The following is a 17,837-nucleotide window of genomic DNA, read 5'->3' as shown; positions in this document are numbered from 1 at the left end:
GGGTCCAGAGTGGTGACGGGCGGCGTGCCTGCTTGCCGCGGGCTCGGACGGCGACGAGACTCGATTCATGATCACGGTGGTGGGCGTGCCGATCGACTGCGTCGGTGTGCCCGAGGCGGGCGACCCGCCCTTCGGAACCGAGCTGTCCCCCGGTGCCCTGCGCGCGGCGGGCTTGGTCGCGGCCGTCGGCGGCCGCGACGGCGGGGACCTGCCGGTCCGCCTGGTCGGCCGGGTCCGCGACGAGCACACCGGCGTGCTCGCCTAACCATCGGTGCGCACCATGACCGACGTCGTACGCCGCCACGTCCACCAGCTGCTCACGGCCGGTCACCTGCCGCTGGTGATCGGCGGCTGCTGCACCCTGGTGCCCGCCGTGCTCGCGGGAGCACGTGATGCCCTGGGCGGCACCGGGCTCGCGTACCTCGACGGGCACCTGGACCTCTATGACGGACGCACCTCCCCCACCGGCGAGCCGGCCGACATGCCGATCTCCGTGGTCACCGGGCACGGGCCGGTGGACTGGGTGGATCTCGTCGGCGGTCCGCTGGTCACGCCGGACCGGCTGCAGCTGCTGGGGCCGCGCGACCGCGCCGAGGCGATCGAGTACGGCTCGGTGCTGCCCGAACAGCTCGGCTACCGGCCCGAGTCCACCCCCGACGACCTGCAGAAACAGGGCATCACGGAGGCGGGCGCGGCAGCCCGCGAGGCGCTGGCCCGAGGCGGCCCCTACTGGGTGCATCTGGACGTCGACGTGCTCGACCAGCGGGCCTTCCCCGCCACGGACTACCTGATGCCGGACGGGCTGCGGCTGGCCGAACTGCGGGAGCTGATGCGGCCGCTGACCGCGTCCGACGCCCTGGCCGGGGTCTCGGTCGGCTGCTACAACGCCACGAAGGACCCCGACGGCTCGTGCGCCACCGCCCTGGTCGACCTGTTCGCCGACGTGCTGCGGCCGCGCTGACGCGGCACCCGGGGCGGGTCGGTCAGGCGCGCTCGGCGGCGCGGGCGATGTTGCGGGCCATGTCACCGAAGATCATCGAGTGCAGGGGTGCGGTGGCCCGCCAGTACAGGTGCCCGGCCAGGCCGCGGGGGGCGAACACGCTGCGCTGGGTGTACCGGCTGCCCCGTGGGTCGTCGCCGACCCGCATCTCCAGCCAGGCGCGGCCCGGCAGCTGCATCTCGGCGCGCAGTCGCAGCAGCCGGCCGGGCTCGATCTCCTCGACCCGCCAAAAGTCCACCGTCTCCCCCGCGCGCAGCAGGGCGGGGTCGCGGCGGCCGCGGCGCAGGCCGATCCCGCCGAAGGCCTTGTCGAGCAGGCCGCGCGCGGTCCAGGCCAGGTCGGAGGAGTACCAGCCGTTGTCCCCGCCGACGCCGGAGACGACCTCCCACAGCGCCGACGGCGGGGCCTTGACCCGCTCGGTGTGCTCGTCGACGTAGAGGCTGCCGCCGGACCAGTCCGGGTCGGTGGGCAGCGGCTCGGCCGGGGCGCGCGTCCACGCCGCGGTCGTCCAGTGGGTCTCCACCTCCGCGTCGCGGATCCTGAGCAGCGCCAGCCGGACCGCCTCGTCGAACGGCTTCAGCCCGCCCGTCGGGTCGGTGACGTAACGGCTGATGTCGTGCTCGTGGCAGACCGCCTCGTGGATCAGGCTCTCCACCAGCGGGGTCGCGATGGCGCCGGGGACCGGCGTCACCAGGCCCACCCACAGCGAGGACAGCCACGGCGACAGCGGGGGCACCGGGACGACGACCCGCCGGTTGAGCCCCGCCACCCGCGCGTAGCGGCTCATCATCTCCCGGTACGTGAGCACGTCCGGGCCGCCGATGTCGAAGGACCGGTTCACGTCGCCGGGCACGCTCGCCCAGCCGACCAGGTAGTGCAGCACGTCGCGGACCGCGATGGGCTGGATGCGGTTGCCGACCCAGCGCGGCGTCACCATGACCGGCAGCCGCTCGGTCAGGTGCCGCAGCATCTCGAACGAAGCCGAGCCGGAGCCGATGATGACCGCGGCCCGCAGCGTCACCGTGGGCACGCCGGAGTTGGTGAGGATCCGGGCGACCTCGTCGCGGGATCGCAGGTGCGCCGACGCCCCGGCGATCCGATCCGGTGCCGGGCCGCCCAGGTAGACGATGCGACGGACGCTCTCCTGCCGGGCCGCGTCGGCGAAGGTCTGCGCGGCGCGCCGGTCGAGGTCCTCGAACCCGGGCGAGCCGAGTGAGTGGACCAGGTAGTACGCCACCTCGATGCCGCGCAGGGCCCGCCGGGTCGAGGCGTGGTCCGAGACGTCGGCCTCGACGATCTCGGCCTGGGCCGCCCAGGGCACGTCGCGCAGCCGGGTCGCCGACCGGGTCAGGCAGCGCACCCGGTGCCCCGCCTCGATCAGCCGCGGGGCGAGCCGTCCGCCGATGTACCCGGTCGCCCCGGTGACCAGCACCTGCCGGCCGTTCCCGGCCCGCCCGACCATATGCCCAGACTAGGGCCGTCGCGGCGATGCGCAGGGCGGATTCGGCCGTACCGGGCATGGTCCGACACTAACCGGAGCAATCGGCTATATCGGACCGGCGATCTCGATACTCTCGCGTGGAACGACGCCTGATCCCTCCCCCGCGACAGGAGCGCACATGGTCACGATCGGCCTCATGGCGACGCTGCACGCCGCCCCGGGCATGGAGGACGAGGTGGCGTCGTTCCTCACCGGCGGGCTGCCCCTGATCGAGGCGGAGAAGGGCACCGTGGCGTGGTTCTGCTTCCGCCTCGACGAGTCGACGTTCGGCCTGTTCGACGCGTTCGCCGACGAGGCAGCGCTGCAGGCCCACCTCGACGGCGACCTCGCCGGCGCGCTGATGGGCCACGCAGGCCAGCTGCTCCGCAAACCACCGGAGATCCGCAGGGTGCAGCTGCTGGCAGCCAAGCTGCCCGGCTGAACCCGCCACAGATCAGTGCTGCTCGACGGTCACGTAGACCTCGGGTGACCGGAACAGGACCAGCACCTTCGAGACCGGACCGCGGCTCAGGACCGCAGGTATGCCAGCACCGCGAGCACGCGGCGGTGCTGATCGGCGTCGGGGGCCAGGTCGAGCTTGGCGAAGATGTTGCCGATGTGCTTCTCCACGGCCCCGTCGCCGATGACCAGCGCCCGGCCGATCGCGGTGTTCGAGTAGCCCTGCGCCATCAGTTCCAGCACCTCGCGCTCACGCGGGGTCAGGGTCTGCACCGGATCCCTCCTGCCACGCATCATCAGCTGCGCGATGACCTGCGGGTCGAGCACGGTCGCGCCGGACCCGACCCGGTCCAGCGCATCCAGGAAGCCGTCGACGTCGACCACCGCGTCCTTGAGCAGGTAGCCGACCCCGCCTCGGCCGTCGGCGAGCAGCTCGTCGGCGTACGCCAGCTCCACGTACTGCGACAGCACCAGCACCCGGGTGCCCGGGGCCGCCCGCCGGGCCTGCACCGCGGCGCGCAGACCCTCGTCGGTGTGGCTGGGCGGCATGCGCACGTCAACGACCGCGATGTCGGGCTTCTGCACGGCGATGGCGTCGACCAGGGCCGGCCCGTCGCCGACCGCGGCGACGACCTCGTGGCCGGCCTCGATCAGCAGGCGGACGATGCCCTCGCGCAGCAGCACGCTGTCCTCGGCGACGACGACACGCATCGGCTCACGCCACCGGCACGGTCGACGGCGCCTGCGCGACCAGGATCGTGGGTCCGCCCGCCGGGGAGTCCACGGCGAAGTCCCCGTCGACCGCGCGCAGCCGGTCCGCCAGCCCGGCGAGGCCGTGGCCCTTGGCCAGGTGCGCGCCGCCCACCCCGTCGTCGGTCACCATCAGGTACACGCGACCATCCTGCTCGGTCACCTCCAGGCGGGCGGAGGCGGCCCCGCTGTGCTTGGCGATGTTGGACAGCGCCTCCGCCGCGGCGAAGTACAGGGCGTTCTCGGTCGCCGCGGGCAGCCTGCCCTCGACGGCCAGGTCCAGCGTCACCGGCACGGTCGAGCGTTCGGCGAGCGAGGTCAGCGCGGCGGCCAGGCCCCGGTCGGCCAGGATCGGCGGTGCGATGCCCCGCGACAGCGCCCGCAGCTCGTCGAGCGTCTCCTTGGCCTGGCCGAGCGCGCCGTCGATGGTCTGCCCGGCGGCGTCCGGGTCGTCGGTGAGCTGGCGGCGGGCCCGGGACAGCTCCATCGCGAGCCGGATCAGCCGCTGCTGCGGGCCGTCGTGGATGTCGCGCTCCAGCTTGCGCAGCGCCACCGCCTCCGCCGACACCGCCGCGGCCCGGCCCCGGGTCAGGTCGTCGATGCGCCCCTGCAGCTGGGCGAGCCCGGTCAGCAGCATCGAGGCGAATCCCGCGTGCAGCGCCGCGACGCCGCGCTGCACGCCGTACAAGGTGAGCAGCGCGAACACGCCGACAAGGGTGTTGAACAGGGTGCGGGTCGCTTCGGTGTCCGAGCCGAGCAGCTTCTCGATGACGATGTTCTGGCCGTCCTCCTCCGGGACGAAGCGGCCCCAGATCCAGTAGGTGAGGCCGCCGAGCACCATCGCCCACCAGGTCACGGTGAACACGAACGCGATGATCGCCACCGGCAGGTTGAGGATGCCGTGGAGCAGGTCGAGCCAGCTCTGGCCCTGGCGCAGTGGGTTGGTCATCCGGCGGATCCAGCCGGCCCCCTCGGGTGCGGCCTGGTAGCGCGGGCGCTGCACAGGGCGGCCGTACAGCTTCTGCAGGCGCAGCCGCTCGATGTCGGCGAACCCCCGGGCGACGAGCAGCGCGGCGGCGAGCACGGCGACCCCGATGAAGAAGGTCACCAGGGTGCCGACGCCGGCGGCGAACAGCGCGATGCACAGCGCGAAGGAGGCCACCGCGAGCGGCAGACCCAGCAGGTTGTACGCGGCGTCGAGGCCGAGGCGGCGAAGGATCGTCATGCCGCAGACGCTATGCGCCCGGCCGGGCCGTTCCCATCCCGCTGCCCGCCGAGGTGATGGTGGGGACAGCCCTACCATCACTGACCGCCGTCCCGGACCGGTTCGATGTCCGCGGCGGAACGTAGGCTGCCGCCGTGGCACAGTTCGATGAGGTCAAGGCGACGTTCTGGGACACCGGGGACAGCCCGATGACGCTGCCGCCCCTGACCGACGAGCTGCTCGGCGAGGCCGAACGAGAGCTCGGGGTCACGCTGCCGTCGTCGCTGGTGGAGCTGCTGCGGCTGCGCAACGGCGGCATCGTGGCGGACGCCCGGAACGCGTTCCCGGCCGACGAGCCGACCTCCTGGGCACCCGACCACGTGCCGTTCGAGCATCTGGCAGGCATCGGCCGCGACGACAGGATCACCCTGTTCAACAACGCCTACCTGCTGCAGGAGTGGGGCCTGCCGTCGCCGGTCGTGCTGCTCTTCGGACACGGGCACTACTGGGTGGCGCTGGACTATCGCGCCCGCGGCGTCCATGCCGATCCATCGGTGACCTGGCTCGACCCCGAGTTCGGCACCGAACTGCACCTCGCCGCCGACTTCCGTGCTTTCGTCTGCGGACTCACCCGCAGCGACGACTTCGACGACGAAGACGACCGCTGAGCACCGCCGAAACTCGCGCGACGCGTGGGCGTGCACATGGCCATGATGGTCCGATGGGTGCGGATCAGGTCGAGGTGCTGTTCATCGGGGGTCGTTCGGGCGTCGGCAAGTCGACCGTCGCGGCCGAGGTGTGCGCAAAGCTGGAAGCGGCCGGGATCGCGCACGTGCTGCTGGAGGGCGACTTCCTCGGCCAGGTCTTCCCGACGCCCGCCGGGGACCCGGACCGGTCCCGGATCGTGCTCGACAACCTGGCCGCGTTGTGGCGCAACTTCGCCGCGCTCGGCTACCGGCGGCTCGTCTACACCAACACCGTGAGCGTGCTGTACGCCGACGAACTGGCGCGGGCGCTGGACGCGCCGGTGAAGATCGTCCGGGTGCTGCTCACCGCCTCGGATAAGGTCGCCAACGCGCGGCTGGCCGCGCGCGAACTGGGCAGCGGCCTCGACGTGCACATCGCGAGGAGCGCCCGCGCTGCCACGCGGCTCGACCGGGACACGCCAGCCAGCGTGTTGCGGATCGAGACCGACGGTCGGATGGTGGGCAACATCGCCGCGGACGTAATCGCCGCGACTGATTGGGTGGCTTCCTGAGCGCCCAGCGGCAGGTCTGGATCTCGCATTCCTCAACTCCACACCTGAAGATCTCTATTCCCCAGGCAATACAAGAACGATCTCGCCTACGGGCTCAACCGAACGATCGTGAGGCACCCGTCGTCGCAACCGGAGCCATCTACCGCAGATTTGAGGGACAACCTACTACCCAACCGATTCGCGCGGCTGACACAATGTGCCAGCCGCGACATATCTGAAAGATCCTCTGGTAGGACGGCCGGTTGCTGAACACACGCCACCCAAACGGCGGACTGCGACCACCTTCTCATAGTGGAAGGCTAGAGCGGTTCGCTAGCTCCACCCTGAGCTGGTCTGGCGTATTCTCGGAAGAGCTCGGCCTAGGGAAACTCCAGGGACTACACCCACGAGTCCGTTGCGCCCGGCTTCACGCTACTCCGATCGATTCGAGCCCGAAGGGTACAGAGATGGATCCCGTTTCGATAGGTATAGCTGTCGCAGCGTTGCTGGGCACAAAGGCCGCCGAGGGCTTCGCAACTCAGGCCGGGACACGAACCTGGGATGCCATGCAGCGGTTGGCGACGTCAGTCCGCGCACGTCTCTCACCACGCGGCGTAGAAGCCCTCGATCGCTTAGCGACGGCCAAGGACAGCTCTGAAGCACAAAGCGTTGTCGCGAGCGAGGTCCAAGCATCTGTCTCAGCAGACGAGACCTTCCGTAATACGCTGGAAGGCCTACTGAAGGAAGTCTCACAAAACGGCAAACTAGCCGGCGTGGTGGCCGTGGCACGGGATAACGCCCGTCAAGTCAACTTTGGCGGCAACAACAGCGGCCCGATTAATCTCGGCTGAGAAACGCGGACCCTATGCGATACGGAAATGGTCCGCGTGTCCAGGCTCAAGCCACCGGCAACGCACGCCAGCTCAATTTCGGGGGCGACAACTACGGTCCAATAAATGTCACCAGCAATATCTTCGCCACGCGCCTCGTGCGACAGCTTCCGTTGGCGGCACCGGACTTCAGCGGCCGTGAACACGAGAGCGGCCTAGTAACAGGGTGGCTTGCCACAGGTCCGATACCTCGGATGGTGAACCTTTACGGTATTCCCGGTGCCGGTAAGTCAACGCTAGCGATTCATCTGGGACACCAGCTCGGCAAGCTATATCCCGACTGTCAAATTTATTTTAATCTGCGCGGCTCCAACAATGTGGCTGTATCCGCGGAGGACCTCCTTGGTGGCGTTCTCGTTGCACTCGGTGTACCTCCGGCAGAGGTTCCCACTGGTTTGGTCTTGCGCTCCGCATCGTACCGTTCAGCTCTCGCCGCCATGCGCTCAATCATCGTGGTGGACAATGCCTCCACGGCGGAGCAAGTTGAGCCGTTGCTCCCTGGATCCGCAGAGGCCGCGGTACTTATCACAAGTTGGGCCCCGATCGCTGAACTACCGGGTGTGCATACGATGCCTGTCCGCAAGCTAGATGACGATGCCGCATTGGAAATGCTGCGCGCGGTCACGCGGCGAGAGATCACCGAAGCGGACCTGCTGCCCGTAAAGCAAGTTGTCCGACTCACCGACAGCTTGCCGCTCGCGCTCCGTATTGCAGGCGGCCTACTAAAAGCTCATCCGCATTGGTCGTGGAATGATTTGCTCCGACGCATGGGCGGCCATGACGATTCAGTGCGCCTCGATAACTTGGTTTCGGGCAGCCTGGGGGTACGCGCTACCTTCGATCTAGCCTATTCCGATCTCGATTTAGCCACCGCGCGCGGATATCGATTGCTTGGCCTCGCCCCGTCGGCCGAAATGAAATCGGAACTGGCACATGTACTGATTTCGGCTGACGTTTATGTGGCTGAACGGATTTTCGATGAATTGGTCAGCCGAGAGCTACTCCAGCGGGTTACCAGCTCAAAGTTCCGAATGCATGACCTTATTTGGTTACGCGCCAACAGTTTGGCCCACGACGTCGAAGAGACCGAAGTCCGCGAAGCGGCAGTCGCTCGCATGGTCGCGTGGTCGCTTGATCGATTGGATAGCGAGTACCTCCCGCAGCTTCGCCTATCTCTTAGCCATCTTGAGGGTCTCCCTGGAAACGAAGGTACACCTCTCGCGCTGACGCAAGTCTACGTGGATAGTCCGGTGGTCAGCGACGATTCAATCGATACGACGACGAGTCTAGATGAGATCTTCCCGCGCGATCGTCGAGTTGTACTGGTGGCGCCGGGTGGCATGGGTAAGACAACCATGGCAGGAAATCTATGCTACAACTCCACTGCTCGACGAGGAGCCGACGGCGGTGGTCCGCTACCCCTTATAATTCTGGCGCGCGATCTCAGGTCAGGCGATGGAGACAGCGGACTTGAAACGCTCATCATTAGGACATTGCGTCACCGCTACGGGTTTGAGCTACCAATTGAAGCACTCCAGACGATACTGAATGATGGAGATGCCACCGTAGTGGTGGACGGGTTTGATGAGGTAATCGAACCATCATTAAGAACAAATGTATTAGCGTCCATCATCGGGTTCTCAAAGACGTACCCTACGGTGGCGATGCTCGTCACCACGCGACATTATTCTTCCTCACGCCGCGATTTTCCTGGGTTCTCATTCATTACCATTGCTCCGTGGACACGGGAAACCACTACTCGGTATATGTCGAAACTAGCGACCGCGAGCAACAGCCCAATTCCACGAGAGGTATTTCAGCGGCTACGCGAGCGAGCCCTCCGCCTACCCGAGGATTTCATAACAACACCACTGTATGCACAGATGGCACTGTCAACTCTTTACTACCACAATCAAGTGCCACGTAGTTTCACGCGCATGATGGACTTGATCATCGACCAAGCAGTGTTCCGCCGCGAGCAAAGACGCGGAACGCTGTTCGTCCCACCTGAAGCCCTTAAGCAGGTGCTGGAGGCAACCGCCTACGATATGCAAAAGAGCTCAACCAACCGCGTTTTCGTCAGCCAACGACATTTGGTGGATATCGTCACCCAAACAATGGAAAACTTGTCCGAGAACGTACCAGCGGTCAGAGTCATCGATGTTATGGCCGCACGATCTGGACTGTTTAGCGAGGCAGTGCAAACGCCCGAGGGCGAGTCCTTCTTCGCCTTTTCCCATACCGCAATCCGCGAGCATCTGGCGGCGTCCCACCTTGCAAGGATGGCACCCGCGGATGTTGCAGACGTAATGGCAGGTCACTATCTGGACGCCTCCTGGGAGGCGGTCTTTGTGATCGCACTCGAGCTTGGTGGCAGAACTTTGTACGATAATGTCCTAAGGGGCGCGGAACGAATAGGGGATCGAGGACTGGTTCGCGCAATCTTGTTATGGCACGAGACGATTCGGTATCAGTAAATCCGAGTAGATCGCCTCAGGCCGGGGCTAATCCGCGTTGGTACCCCAAGTGGCCCCGGAACTTCGATCTGTCGTTGCTCGCCTGGGGTTACGCCGCTCCCAACAGGACAAGCCCTAATGCACGCCCCACTGTCCGCGGTGGATGACCTCGGCCGTGCCGCGGCGGCGCTGGGCGACGTGGGAGCCCTGGGTTGGGGCGTCCTCGGCGCGGTAGCCGATGCAGATGCCGCCGATCGGCACGTACTCGGCGGGGATGCCGAACTCGGCCCGCAGCGCGTCGGTGTGCGCCGGGACCTCGGTCACGGCGTCGAAGTCGGGGCCCTGCTGCGGCATGATGCCGAAGAAGCAGGCGCTCAGGCCTTCGTCCACCGCGGACAGCAGCATCATCAGCGAGGCCATCCCGGTGTCGATGTGCCAGTAGGGCACCGGCCAGCGGGCTTCGGCCTGGTCCTCCCAGCCCTTGTCCGGCTGGGCATACCGGGCGAGGTAGGCGGCCTTGTGCGCCAGCGGGATGACGACCAGCGGCGCGAGCTGCATGGTGGGCGTCTGCGCCATCCGGGTCGGCACGAAGGGCCAGAACCGTGCCCGGTCGGCCGGCTCGGTCAGTGCCAGGAAGGCCCAGCCCTGCGAGAACCCGGCCGAGGGTGCACGCAGCGCGCTGGCCAGGATGCGTTCCACGACCTCGGGGCTCAGCGGCCGGTCGGCGTAGTGGCGGACCATCCGGCGGCGGCGGATCACCTCTTTGAACTCCATGCATCGGATCTTGCCACGCGACCTTCGGCGGCGTCCGCCCTCATGATCGCTGGAGCGGGTTCCGGCGGGTCGGTACGCTGCTGCCTGAGGGCACCCATCGAACGGAGTGGTCGTGGTCGACGAGACGGATCTGGCGCACCTGCGGCGCTGTGTCGAACTGGCGGAACTCGCGCTGTCGGTCGGCGACGAGCCGTTCGGGTCGATGCTGGTCGACGCGGACGGCGAGGTGCTGTTCGAGGACCACAACCACGTCGCGTCCGGAGACGAGACCCGGCATCCCGAGTTCGAGATCGCCCGCTGGGCCGCCGAGCATCTGACGCCCGCGCAGCGCGCCGCCGCGACCGTCTACACCTCGGGCGAGCACTGCCCGATGTGCGCGGCCGCCCACGCCTGGGTCGGGCTGGGCCGCATCGTGTACGCGGCATCGTCGGCGCAGCTCACCGTCTGGCGCGACGAGATGGGCCTGCCGCCCGGCCCGGTCCGGCCGCTGCCGATCCAGGAGATCGCACCGGGTGTGCCGGTCGACGGCCCGGCCCCGGAACTCGCCGCCGAGATGCGCGACCTGCACCGCAGACAGCATGACGCATAGAAGGCATCGCCAGCCGTATCCCTGCAGGCCGAAGGCGGGGTCGTATTCACATGACGACGCCGAGCGCAGGACCGAACAACTAGGCGCTTTCCCGCCCGGCGACGCGAGAGTGTGACCGATGGCCTTGTTCCTGCCGGGCCGCACGAGGTGCGCGGCGTGCGGCGAGGTCATCGGCCGGGCGGATGACGTGGTGCTGTTCCCGCCGGGCCTGTTCGACCCCCGGTCGGTGCTGTTCCGGTTCGACGACGCCTGCGCGCACCGCGCCTGCCTGACCGGTGACGAGCTGTCGCGCGAGGCGCTGGCGGCGTTGGAGTTCTTCCGCAGGGATCCGGTGGCGTTCGTCCGCAGCCTGGACGACGACTGACGGCCGTCAGGTCCGGTGGGAGCCGATGGTGTGCGGGGTGAAGCAGGCCCCGTTGCGGGTGATCAGGCCGTCGGTGCCGACACCCTCGCGGATGCCCATGCCGGCCGGTTCGCCGTCGATCATCCAAACCCCCAGGACCGGATGGTACGGCCCGCCCGGCCCGTCGAAGGTCGGCAGCTCGGCCAGGCCCTGGACGATCATGCCGGTGTCCCCGTACTCGCCGCCCGTGCTGGCCAGCACGGTCCCGTCGCGGACCAGTTCCACGTTGGCGCCCTCGCGGGACCAGATCGGCTTGCGGGCGTAGCTGGTCATGTCGGCGGGCCGCTCGTCGGCGAAGTACGCCGGCAGCAGCAGCTCGCGGTGCACCGGGTCGTCGCGGTACAGCTCCCACAGCACCGGCAGCAGCGCCTTGTTGGACCACAGCGCGGCCGTCCACGGCGGCTCGATCCAGACGGTGCCGCGCTTGGTCGGGTCGGCCATGTTGGCGAAGATGGGCCGGCCGCCCTCCTCGTGCCACAGCCACTCCCACGGGTACAGCAGGAAGATGACGTCGATCGGGGTGGCGGGCGCGCCCTTGCTGGGCTCGTACACGATGCGCCCGTCGGCCATGTCGACGCCGATCTGCGCCACCTCGATCAGCTCGACCGGGTAGCCGGCCTGCCGGGCCGTCTCGGCGAGGTAGCCCGCGTTCATCAGGTCCTCGCCGGAGGCCTCGCTGCCGTCGTAGGCGAAGTACACGGTGGGGCGCTGCGGGAGCCAGGGGCGGGCGGCGACGAGTTCGCCCAGGTTGCGCCGCCAGGCCTCGATCAGGCGCTCGTGCACGCTGGTCCACTGGCGGTCGTAGTGGTGGGTGTGGCCGGTCTCCTCCAGCCAGCGCCACTGCACGACCGCCGCCTCCAGCAGCGACGTCGGCGTCTGCGCGTTGTACTCCAGCAGCTTCGGGGTGGTGCCGCGGCCGCCGTACCAGATGTCGAAGCGCCCATAGACGTGCGGCGAGCAGTCGGGGCTCTGCCGGGTGTGCGCGTGCGTGCCGAACAGGTCCTTGTCGCCGTGCGTCCAGGTCTGCGGGCTGTTGTCGTACCAGGTGCGGATGACCTGCTCGTGCACGTACTCCGGCACGCCGGCTCGGCTGAGCAGGCATGTCTGCGGGGTGCACACCGACGTCAGGTAGGCCTCGCGGCGCACCGCGGGGTCGGTGCGCGGGCAGCCCTCGACGATGCGGTCGCCGGCCGCCACGCACATGCGGTGCAGGGTCGCGGCGGCCTGCTCCAGGGTCAGGATCTCGTCGAGGTCGAAGTCGTAGAACGGCCCCTCGCGCCAGTACGAAGCGACGGAGCCGTCCTCGGACACGGTGTCGTTGAAAACCAGGCCCAGCGAGCGGTTGGTCTCCGCCCAGCCGGGCCGCGGTGTGCCGTGGTGGATCCGGCGCACCGCTCAGCTGCCCGCGGTGGTGCCGGAGCCGGTGCCGCCGACGATGCCGGAGCGCACGGTGCTGCCGTTGGTGACCTTCGACGGCAGGCCCCAGTCGGACCGGGCCGTGCTGTCGCCCGCGCTGAACAGGGTGCCGCCGGTGGGCACCCGCTGGCCGACGCGCAGGGTGCGCGGGAACACGGTGGCGGCGCCGTAGACCAGGTAATAGGGCCAGTCGGCGCCGTAGGCGCGGTCGCCGTCGCACTCGATCGGGTCGACGATGACCTCGCTGGCGTCGACGCAGTAGAAGACATAGGTGTCGTCGTCGTACACGGGCTCCGCGACGACCGGCGGCGGGGCGGCGGTCGTGCGGATCGGCGACGGCTTGGCCGCCGGCGTCGGGCTCAGCGACGTCACCGGGGTGGGCGACGGCACGACCACCGGCTCCGGCTGGTACGACGGCTGCTGGTAGTCGACCGCGCTGGGCTGGTACACCGGGTCGTCCGGGGCGTCCGACCCGAGCCCGCAGGCGGCCGAGCTGCCCGCCAGTCCCAGGAACGCCGCGCTCAGCATCACGTTGCGCGATCTGAGCCGTACGCCGTCTGCCATGTGTCTCTCCCCGTAGCCGGATGTGGGCCATCACTGTGACAGGGGGCCGCAAGCCGATCAAGGTTGATCTAGGGTGGTCCGAATGGACGACATGCCGGTACAGCTGGCCGTGGTGCTGCTCGTGAACCGCGCGGGCGAGCTGCTGCTGCAGCTGCGCGACGAGCACGCGCCGAACTTCCCGAACATGTGGGCCCTGCCCGGCGGGCACATCGAGCCGGGCGAGACGCCGGAGGAGGCCGCTCCGCGTGAGCTGATGGAGGAGGCGTCGCTGCGCCCGGACCAGCCGCTGCGGCTGTTCCTGGTCCAGCCGGTGCCCGAACACCACCGGGTGAAGCACTACTTCTACGGGGTGACCTCGGCGGTCCAGGACGACGTGGTGCTCGGCGAGGGTGCGGCGATGGTGTTCACGCCGGCCGACCAGGTGTTCGAGGGGCGCGAGTTCACGCCGGGCACGGCGCGGGCGATCACCGACTTCCTGGCCTCCCCCGTGTACGCCGAGCTGCGGGCGCAGCGATGATCGCGAACCGGTTGCTGTACCTGGTGCGCCACGGCGAGGCGACCGCGGACGGCGAGCTGACCGACGCCGGGCGGGAGCAGGCCCGGCTGACCGGCGCGCGACTGGCCTCGGTGCCGTTCGCGTCGGTGCAGCACAGCCCGGTGGCCCGGGCGGCGCAGACGGCCGCGCTGATCACGGCGCACCTGCCGGGGGTGCCGGTCGAGCAGACGCCGCTGGCCGGCGACTACGTGCCGTACGTGCCGCCCGAGGACGAGCTGCCCGCCTTCGCCAGGGGCTTCCTCGACGGCTACTCCCCCGCGGAGATCGCCGAGGGCGCGGCCCTGATCGAGGCCGCGCAGGCCCGCTACACGGCCCCCGCCGAGCACGACACGCACGAACTGGTGGTGACGCACAACTTCCTGATCGGCTGGCTGGTGCGGCACGCACTGGACGCCCCGCCCGCCCGGTGGATCGGCATCAACCAGGCGAACTGCGGGATCACCGTGCTGCTCTACCGGGCCGGGCGGCCGCCGTCACTGGTGTCGTTCAACGACCTGGCGCACCTGCCGGAACGCCTGCGCTGGACCGGTTTCCCGCCGCAGTTGCACGTCTGATCCCGGACGTGGGGCTGGTGTTCGATCCACGACAACCACTACCCTGCCCCGGAGCGTAAAAGCTGTAGTCGGAGAGGGGCGGAGTCATGGACCGGGCCCTGCGCGGATCGCACCGGAGCTGAGGGGTCGCGGATCGTCGTGTTCTGCATCCATTTCACACCGCGCGACCTCATGCAGACGCGGATCGTCACCGCCCCGGATCCGCTGTGGGAGATCACTCTCAGCTCCCACCTGCTCGCCCGGCGAAACGAGGATCCGCTGCTGCTGGGCTGGCACCGCGCAGCGCAGCAGTCGCTGCGGGCCGGCACGGCGCTGCGCGGGCGCGCCGAGCTGTTCCTCGGCGTCAACTGGTCCCACGGCGACTTTCCCGACTTCCTCACCCCGGGTCCGCGCGGCGGCGGCATCGACGACGGGCTCGAGGCGATCGGCGACACCTGCCCGCGCCAGCTGCGCCGCGACGTGGCGCACATCGCCGCCGGTCGCGCGACGGCACTGCCCGCCTCGGCGCGGGACCTCGGCGCGGGACGCACGGCGGCGCTGCAGGAGCTGACCACCGGCATCCGCCACTACTACGAGACCGTGGTCCGGCCGCAGTGGCACTGGGTGACCGCCTCCTTCGCCGCCGACCACGCCGCACGGTGCCGCGCGGTCGCCGCCGGCGGTCTCGCCGCGCTGCTCAACTCGCTGCATCCCTCGTTGAGCTTCGAGGACGGCGTGCTGCGCATCGCGGACTATCCCCGCGACCGGCACCTGCACCTGGGCGGCCGGGGCCTGGTGCTGGTGCCGTCGTTCTTCAAACGCAACACCCGGCCGATCACGATGATCGACGACGCGCTGCCGCCGGTGCTGGTCTACCAGGTCGACCGCGGGGCCGGGCTGCTCGCCGTCCGGCATCAGGAGGCGCTGTCCGCGCTGGTCGGCCGGACCCGGGCGGCGATCCTCGAACTGTGCGCCGAAGGCGGCTCGACCAGCTCCATCGCCGCGCGGCTGAACCAGTCGCCGAGCACCGCCAGCGAGCACCTGGCCGTGCTGCGCCAGGCCGGGCTGGTGTACAGCGAGCGGCGGCGCAACAGCGTCGAGCACCGGCTCGCCCCGCTCGGCATGGCGCTGCTGGAGGGCAGGCCCGGCCAGGCCGAGCAGTGACGGCGCGGGCTCAGCCGGCCCGCGGGGTGGCGAACAGCAGCGCGAGCAGGACCGGGAACTCCAGGTACGCGTGGTAGCTGGCCAGCGCCTGGTACATGGTGCGGCCCTGGCCGTAGTCGATCAAGAACAGCACGCCGAGCACCAGCGCCGCGGCGACGCCGAGCGCCCACGGCCGCCAGCCGGCCAGCCACGGCACCCGCTGCTCGAACGCGGCTGCCGCCTCGGGCGCGTGGCGCGGCAGGAAGCCCAGCCACACCACATAGTGCATGGCCTGCAGGAACGCGAACACGGCCAGGAAACGCAGCCCGGCGGTGACGCCCGGCGGGCTGACCGGTGCGGCGATGGCCTGCGGCGTGCCCGCGAACTCCACGACCGCTGCCGAACCGTCGGCCAGCAGCGGGTCGAACACCCCGGCCAGCAGCAGCACGGGCACCACCAGCACCCAGCCCAGCTGCGCGGCGCGAAACATCGTCCGGTCACGCCCGGCCAGCCGCCGCGACCACTCCCAGAGGAAGAACAGCGGCACCACGTTGTGCAGGTGGGCCAGCACCACGAAGTGGTACGCGGGCCAGCTCAGCGACACCGCCGCCGCGCCGGCCAGACCCAGTCCCGCGGGCAGCAGCCAGCGGCGCGGCACGGCGTGCCACACCCCGGCGGCCAGCACGCCGTAGCAGAGCACGATCTCCGGCCCGCGCAGCGCCAGCAGGCGGCAGAACACGATCGCGGTGACCAGCGCCAGCGCGGTCCACAGCAGCCGTCCGGTGAGGATGTGCGCGAAGCGGCCGACGACGTAGCGCAGCTCCAGCACGTTGTGCAGCACCCCGAAGGCGATCAGCCCGAGGACCGTGGTCGCCAGCGGGGCGCGCAGCGCGGCGGCCAGCGCCACGGCCGCGCAGGCGGCGAACCCGAGCGCGAGGGCGGACGCCCGCGGCGCAGTGGGGGTGCGCGGGGCGGGCAGGGTCGCTACCGTCATCCGAATGCTCCGTTACCCGGCTGCGCTCGCGCTGACGCTGGCCGTCGAGATCCCCGTGTACGCGGCCGCGCTGCGCTGGGGCTGGACGGCGTCGTGGCGCCGGGCGGTGCTGGGCGCGCTGGGCGTGAACCTGGCGACGCATCCGCTGCTGTGGTGGCTGCTGGCACCGTGGACCGGACGGGAGGCGTACCCGCTGGTCCTGGTCTTCGCGGAGCTGGTGGTGTGCGGCGCGGAGGCGGCGCTGCTGGCCTGGTGGCTGCGTCGGCGCGACCTGCTGCTGGCCGTGCTCGCGGTCGCCGCGAACGCCGCCTCGGTGCTGGCCGGCTTCATTTTCGCGAGCGTTTGACCAGCACGACGACTAGGACGATCGTGGCCACGACCGCGAGCAGGCAGACGCAGACCGCGGCCAGCCCGAGGCCCATGTACTCCGGCGGCGGGGCGGCGTCGGCGAGAATTCTCGGCATCGGTCCAGTATCGCGACCGCGGCGCGGGCGTCCACCGGCCGAACGTGGCGTCCACGATGGCCGGTCGCCGCGACATCCGCCCCGCGGGCCGCACGGCGCACGGGTGGATCTTGTGGTCAGATGAGCCATGGGCGACGGGTGGCGCGAGGTGGCTCTCGACGAAGCGGACTGGCTGGCCGAGCTGCGGCCGGACGGCGCGCTGACAGGATACGACCCCGGTGGCAGGCCGGACGCGGTGTGGATCCTGCACGCGATGTACGAGTGGGAGACGGGCGCGACCCTCACCACTCATCACGACCTGCGGCGCAGCCTGCTCGACGCGAACCTGGTCGAGCCGGAGCTGGTCGGCGGGATCAACCTCGACGAGTGGGGTGTCGTCGACACCGGCGGGGCCGTGGGCCGCTCGCAGCATCCGGGGACGGGGTGGCGGCGGCTGCGCTGGGCCGAGCTCGCGGCGCGCACCGACGAGCCGGTCGTGCCGCCCGGCAGCCCCCCGGACTTCCGCAGCCTGCCGGGCGCGCATCCGGACGGGAGCTGGCCCGCCAGCATCGAACCGCCCGGTGAGGGCTCGCTGGACCGGGAGGGCTGGCTGCGGCTGCTCGATCTGCTGATCGCCTGGTCCGGGCCGGACACGTCCTGTTTCGCGTACATCGCCCGCGGCGCGGCTCCCGACCAGGAGCCGCACGTGCTGGCCGGGCCGCTCGGCGAGGCGGCGGCGCTCTACGACGACGAGCGCGGCAGCGGCTCGCCGGCCAACCTCTGGCCCGCCGACCGGTCCTGGGTGACCTGGTCGGACTGGGACCTGTGGGGCACCAAGGTCGCCGGCCCGCCCGCCCTGATCGAGGCGATCCTCACCGACCCCGAACTCGAAGCCCTCCGCCTGCCCTGGGCCTGACCGCCCGGGTTCTCGATCGCTCGATTTGCC

General features: G+C 69.7%; 22 protein-coding genes. 14 read left to right on the top strand and 8 right to left on the bottom strand.

The features are described from left to right. The first annotated feature begins 67 nt into the window (after positions 1 to 67). Both F9C41_RS02380 and F9C41_RS02375 read left to right on the top strand, forming a co-directional pair. Positions 68 to 265: a hypothetical protein gene (locus F9C41_RS02380; RefSeq protein ID WP_155384897.1), complete on the top strand. Its 198-nt coding sequence runs from the start codon at positions 68 to 70 to the stop codon at positions 263 to 265. Between the two features lie 15 nt (positions 266 to 280). Then, the gene (locus tag F9C41_RS02375; protein ID WP_155384896.1) at positions 281 to 961 is read left to right on the top strand and encodes an arginase family protein; all 681 of its coding nucleotides are present in this window, start codon (positions 281 to 283) and stop codon (positions 959 to 961) included. 22 nt (positions 962 to 983) lie between these two features. On the opposite strand, the gene F9C41_RS02370 is transcribed toward F9C41_RS02375, so the two are convergent. Next, entirely contained in the window at positions 984 to 2,462 is a 1,479-nt protein-coding gene (locus F9C41_RS02370; protein ID WP_155384895.1) for an SDR family oxidoreductase, read from the bottom strand. 157 nt (positions 2,463 to 2,619) lie between these two features. On the opposite strand from F9C41_RS02370, the gene F9C41_RS02365 reads away from it, so the two are divergent. Then, entirely contained in the window at positions 2,620 to 2,922 is a 303-nt protein-coding gene (locus tag F9C41_RS02365) for a putative quinol monooxygenase (RefSeq protein ID WP_155384894.1), read from the top strand. 86 nt (positions 2,923 to 3,008) lie between these two features. On the opposite strand, the gene F9C41_RS02360 is transcribed toward F9C41_RS02365, so the two are convergent. Both F9C41_RS02360 and F9C41_RS02355 read right to left on the bottom strand, forming a co-directional pair. Then, positions 3,009 to 3,650, bottom strand: a complete 642-nt coding sequence (locus F9C41_RS02360; protein WP_155384893.1) for a response regulator transcription factor — start codon at positions 3,648 to 3,650, stop codon at positions 3,009 to 3,011. A 4-nt stretch (positions 3,651 to 3,654) separates the two neighbouring features. Continuing rightward, entirely contained in the window at positions 3,655 to 4,914 is a 1,260-nt protein-coding gene (locus tag F9C41_RS02355; protein WP_155384892.1) for a sensor histidine kinase, read from the bottom strand. Positions 4,915 to 5,048: 134 nt separating this feature from the next. Between F9C41_RS02355 and F9C41_RS02350 the strand changes: the two genes are divergently transcribed. From F9C41_RS02350 to F9C41_RS02335, 4 genes are all read left to right on the top strand, one after another. Then, the gene (locus tag F9C41_RS02350; protein WP_155384891.1) at positions 5,049 to 5,561 is read left to right on the top strand and encodes an SMI1/KNR4 family protein; all 513 of its coding nucleotides are present in this window, start codon (positions 5,049 to 5,051) and stop codon (positions 5,559 to 5,561) included. Between the two features lie 53 nt (positions 5,562 to 5,614). Next, positions 5,615 to 6,151 carry an AAA family ATPase gene (locus F9C41_RS02345; RefSeq protein ID WP_155384890.1) on the top strand — a complete coding sequence of 179 codons (537 nt, stop codon included), beginning with the start codon at positions 5,615 to 5,617 and terminating at the stop codon, positions 6,149 to 6,151. Positions 6,152 to 6,597: 446 nt separating this feature from the next. After that, positions 6,598 to 6,981 carry a hypothetical protein gene (locus tag F9C41_RS02340; RefSeq protein WP_155384889.1) on the top strand — a complete coding sequence of 128 codons (384 nt, stop codon included), beginning with the start codon at positions 6,598 to 6,600 and terminating at the stop codon, positions 6,979 to 6,981. Positions 6,982 to 7,214: 233 nt separating this feature from the next. Then, a complete protein-coding gene (locus F9C41_RS02335; RefSeq protein WP_155384888.1) occupies positions 7,215 to 9,497 on the top strand; it encodes a hypothetical protein in 2,283 nt (760 codons plus the stop codon). A 114-nt stretch (positions 9,498 to 9,611) separates the two neighbouring features. Here F9C41_RS02335 and F9C41_RS02330 read toward each other — a convergent pair whose 3' ends face one another. Next, positions 9,612 to 10,250 (bottom strand): nitroreductase family protein, encoded by a 639-nt coding sequence (locus F9C41_RS02330; protein ID WP_155384887.1) that lies wholly within the window; start codon positions 10,248 to 10,250, stop codon positions 9,612 to 9,614. Positions 10,251 to 10,362: 112 nt separating this feature from the next. On the opposite strand from F9C41_RS02330, the gene F9C41_RS02325 reads away from it, so the two are divergent. Together F9C41_RS02325 and F9C41_RS02320 are read left to right on the top strand one after the other, a co-directional pair. After that, a complete protein-coding gene (locus F9C41_RS02325; RefSeq protein WP_155384886.1) occupies positions 10,363 to 10,839 on the top strand; it encodes a nucleoside deaminase in 477 nt (158 codons plus the stop codon). A 118-nt stretch (positions 10,840 to 10,957) separates the two neighbouring features. After that, a complete protein-coding gene (locus tag F9C41_RS02320; protein WP_155384885.1) occupies positions 10,958 to 11,203 on the top strand; it encodes a hypothetical protein in 246 nt (81 codons plus the stop codon). Between the two features lie 6 nt (positions 11,204 to 11,209). On the opposite strand, the gene F9C41_RS02315 is transcribed toward F9C41_RS02320, so the two are convergent. Together F9C41_RS02315 and F9C41_RS02310 are read right to left on the bottom strand one after the other, a co-directional pair. Further along, positions 11,210 to 12,634, bottom strand: a complete 1,425-nt coding sequence (locus F9C41_RS02315; protein ID WP_155384884.1) for a glutathionylspermidine synthase family protein — start codon at positions 12,632 to 12,634, stop codon at positions 11,210 to 11,212. 3 nt (positions 12,635 to 12,637) lie between these two features. Continuing rightward, positions 12,638 to 13,222: a hypothetical protein gene (locus F9C41_RS02310; protein WP_155384883.1), complete on the bottom strand. Its 585-nt coding sequence runs from the start codon at positions 13,220 to 13,222 to the stop codon at positions 12,638 to 12,640. Positions 13,223 to 13,304: 82 nt separating this feature from the next. Between F9C41_RS02310 and F9C41_RS02305 the strand changes: the two genes are divergently transcribed. From F9C41_RS02305 to F9C41_RS02295, 3 genes are all read left to right on the top strand, one after another. Beyond that, a complete protein-coding gene (locus F9C41_RS02305) occupies positions 13,305 to 13,739 on the top strand; it encodes an NUDIX hydrolase (protein WP_230689230.1) in 435 nt (144 codons plus the stop codon). Then, positions 13,736 to 14,332 carry a histidine phosphatase family protein gene (locus F9C41_RS02300; RefSeq protein ID WP_196279592.1) on the top strand — a complete coding sequence of 199 codons (597 nt, stop codon included), beginning with the start codon at positions 13,736 to 13,738 and terminating at the stop codon, positions 14,330 to 14,332. Before F9C41_RS02305 ends, F9C41_RS02300 begins: the two co-directional genes overlap by 4 nt. Before the next feature lie 171 nt (positions 14,333 to 14,503). Continuing rightward, positions 14,504 to 15,475 carry an ArsR/SmtB family transcription factor gene (locus F9C41_RS02295; protein WP_155384882.1) on the top strand — a complete coding sequence of 324 codons (972 nt, stop codon included), beginning with the start codon at positions 14,504 to 14,506 and terminating at the stop codon, positions 15,473 to 15,475. A 10-nt stretch (positions 15,476 to 15,485) separates the two neighbouring features. Here the strand turns inward: F9C41_RS02295 and F9C41_RS02290 are convergent, their stop codons facing one another. Then, entirely contained in the window at positions 15,486 to 16,448 is a 963-nt protein-coding gene (locus F9C41_RS02290) for a hypothetical protein (protein ID WP_230689229.1), read from the bottom strand. A 4-nt stretch (positions 16,449 to 16,452) separates the two neighbouring features. On the opposite strand from F9C41_RS02290, the gene F9C41_RS02285 reads away from it, so the two are divergent. Then, the gene (locus tag F9C41_RS02285; RefSeq protein WP_155384881.1) at positions 16,453 to 16,794 is read left to right on the top strand and encodes a hypothetical protein; all 342 of its coding nucleotides are present in this window, start codon (positions 16,453 to 16,455) and stop codon (positions 16,792 to 16,794) included. Here F9C41_RS02285 and F9C41_RS02280 read toward each other — a convergent pair. Then, positions 16,775 to 16,912 (bottom strand): hypothetical protein, encoded by a 138-nt coding sequence (locus F9C41_RS02280; protein WP_155384880.1) that lies wholly within the window; start codon positions 16,910 to 16,912, stop codon positions 16,775 to 16,777. The two genes, F9C41_RS02285 and F9C41_RS02280, sit on opposite strands and share 20 nt — an antisense overlap. 148 nt (positions 16,913 to 17,060) lie before the next feature. Here F9C41_RS02280 and F9C41_RS02275 point away from each other — a divergent pair, with 148 nt between their 5' ends. Beyond that, positions 17,061 to 17,807: a hypothetical protein gene (locus F9C41_RS02275; RefSeq protein ID WP_230689228.1), complete on the top strand. Its 747-nt coding sequence runs from the start codon at positions 17,061 to 17,063 to the stop codon at positions 17,805 to 17,807. The last annotated feature ends 30 nt before the right edge of the window (positions 17,808 to 17,837 follow it).

It is taken from the genome of Catellatospora paridis (genome assembly GCF_009720365.1).
Lineage (GTDB): Bacteria > Actinomycetota > Actinomycetes > Mycobacteriales > Micromonosporaceae > Catellatospora > Catellatospora paridis.
The sequence above is the reverse complement of the archived record's forward strand: the minus strand, read 5'-3'. Positions and strand labels throughout refer to the sequence as shown.

Bases quoted from the DNA above. Each gene is read 5' to 3' on its own strand.
- F9C41_RS02365 (WP_155384894.1), top strand. From the start codon at position 2,620: ATGGTCACGATCGGCCTCATGGCGACGCTGCACGCCGCCCCGGGCATG.
- F9C41_RS02380 (WP_155384897.1), top strand. From the start codon at position 68: ATGATCACGGTGGTGGGCGTGCCGATCGACTGCGTCGGTGTGCCCGAG.
- F9C41_RS02335 (WP_155384888.1), top strand. From the start codon at position 7,215: ATGGTGAACCTTTACGGTATTCCCGGTGCCGGTAAGTCAACGCTAGCG.
- F9C41_RS02355 (WP_155384892.1), bottom strand. From the start codon at position 4,914: ATGACGATCCTTCGCCGCCTCGGCCTCGACGCCGCGTACAACCTGCTG.
- F9C41_RS02375 (WP_155384896.1), top strand. From the start codon at position 281: ATGACCGACGTCGTACGCCGCCACGTCCACCAGCTGCTCACGGCCGGT.
- F9C41_RS02360 (WP_155384893.1), bottom strand. From the start codon at position 3,650: ATGCGTGTCGTCGTCGCCGAGGACAGCGTGCTGCTGCGCGAGGGCATC.
- F9C41_RS02300 (WP_196279592.1), top strand. From the start codon at position 13,736: ATGATCGCGAACCGGTTGCTGTACCTGGTGCGCCACGGCGAGGCGACC.
- F9C41_RS02330 (WP_155384887.1), bottom strand. From the start codon at position 10,250: ATGGAGTTCAAAGAGGTGATCCGCCGCCGCCGGATGGTCCGCCACTAC.
- F9C41_RS02345 (WP_155384890.1), top strand. From the start codon at position 5,615: ATGGGTGCGGATCAGGTCGAGGTGCTGTTCATCGGGGGTCGTTCGGGC.
- F9C41_RS02370 (WP_155384895.1), bottom strand. From the start codon at position 2,462: ATGGTCGGGCGGGCCGGGAACGGCCGGCAGGTGCTGGTCACCGGGGCG.
- F9C41_RS02280 (WP_155384880.1), bottom strand. From the start codon at position 16,912: ATGCCGAGAATTCTCGCCGACGCCGCCCCGCCGCCGGAGTACATGGGC.
- F9C41_RS02295 (WP_155384882.1), top strand. From the start codon at position 14,504: ATGCAGACGCGGATCGTCACCGCCCCGGATCCGCTGTGGGAGATCACT.
- F9C41_RS02310 (WP_155384883.1), bottom strand. From the start codon at position 13,222: ATGGCAGACGGCGTACGGCTCAGATCGCGCAACGTGATGCTGAGCGCG.
- F9C41_RS02285 (WP_155384881.1), top strand. From the start codon at position 16,453: ATGCTCCGTTACCCGGCTGCGCTCGCGCTGACGCTGGCCGTCGAGATC.
- F9C41_RS02305 (WP_230689230.1), top strand. From the start codon at position 13,305: ATGGACGACATGCCGGTACAGCTGGCCGTGGTGCTGCTCGTGAACCGC.
- F9C41_RS02320 (WP_155384885.1), top strand. From the start codon at position 10,958: ATGGCCTTGTTCCTGCCGGGCCGCACGAGGTGCGCGGCGTGCGGCGAG.
- F9C41_RS02290 (WP_230689229.1), bottom strand. From the start codon at position 16,448: ATGACGGTAGCGACCCTGCCCGCCCCGCGCACCCCCACTGCGCCGCGG.
- F9C41_RS02340 (WP_155384889.1), top strand. From the start codon at position 6,598: ATGGATCCCGTTTCGATAGGTATAGCTGTCGCAGCGTTGCTGGGCACA.